This is a genomic window from Mesorhizobium sp. B3-2-1, from assembly GCF_006439515.1.
GTDB lineage: Bacteria > Pseudomonadota > Alphaproteobacteria > Rhizobiales > Rhizobiaceae > Mesorhizobium.
Window position 1 is genome coordinate 1 of record NZ_VFTI01000071.1, and the last position, 1,236, is coordinate 1,236.

At 65.5% G+C, this 1,236-nt stretch carries 1 protein-coding gene; it reads left to right on the plus strand.

Features of this window, described 5'->3' with window-relative positions; translation table 11 throughout:
* Nucleotides 1–122: 122 nt before the first annotated feature.
* Nucleotides 123–1,236, plus strand: a 1,114-nt coding sequence (locus FJW08_RS32245) for an IS110 family transposase (RefSeq protein ID WP_140813757.1), incomplete at its 3' end; no start/stop codon positions are given.

Sequence of the window (1,236 nt, forward strand, 5' to 3'; positions counted from 1 at the left end):
CGGGCTACAGGAAGATGCGCCACGGACACTTCGACCAAGATGGGTCCAGAGCGCCGATTGATGAGCAACCCGTGAGGGCTCCCGGTACCGGGCACCATACTCCAGTTCAGTGAGGTGCATCCATGACCATTTTCGTCGGACTCGACTGGGGCGGCTCGAGCCATGCCGTCTGTGTCGTCGACGCCGCCGGTAAGGTCCTCGACCATTTTGTCGTGGCCCATGACCGCGATGGGCTTGCCGATCTCGTCGCGCGTTTGCGACGGCATGGGCCACCCGGCGAGACGCCGATCGCCATCGAACGGCCTAGCGGGTTGCTCGTCGACGCGCTGGTCGATGCCGGCTTCGTCGTCACGCCGGTCCATCCCAATGTCGTCAAGGCGTGCCGGCCGCGCTATCGCGCCGTCGCCGCCAAGAGCGATCCTGGTGACGCCTACATCCTTGCCGACATCCTGCGCACCGACGGGCACCGGCTGACCCCGCTCAAGCCGCAATCCGATGCCATCAAGGCACTGCGCGCGCTGGTGCGTGGCCGTGACGATCTCGTCGCCACAAGACTCGTCCTCGCCAACCAGCTGCGCGCCTTGCTCGAAAGCTTCTGGCCTGGCGCCGCCGGTTTGTTCGCCGACATCGCAAGCCCGATCGCACTGGCCTTCCTCCAGCGCTATCCCACACCCGAAAGCGCCAGCCGCTTGGGTGAGAAGCGCATGGCTGCCTTCCTTGCCCAGAACCAGTATTGCGGCCGGCGTAGTGTTGCCGATGTGCTCGGCCGGCTGCGCGCGGCTCCCGCCACAATGGCCGCTGAAGCTGAGGCCGACGCCAAGGGTGAACTCGTACGTGCCATCGCCGTTACTCTCGAAAGCCTCGTCGCCCAGATCGGCAAGCTCTCCAGCCGCATCGAACATGCCGTTGCCGAACTGCCCGAAGGAAAGATCGTCATGTCCTTTCCGCGCGCCGGAAAGATCTGCGCTGCACAGATCACCGCCGAGCTGGGCGACGTGCGGGACCGCTTCCAGAGCCAGGAACACCTGGCCGCCGAGGCCGGCGTCGCACCAGTCACCTACCAGAGCGGTAAATCCCGCGCCGTTACATGGCGATGGGCCTGCAACAAGCGACTGCGCGCGGCGCTCACCTGCTTCGCCGACAACTCCCGCCATGCCAGCCCCTGGGCTGCCAAGGTCTATCACGACGCCAGAAAGCGAGGATGCAGACACCCTCATGCCGTTCGCATCCTCGCCA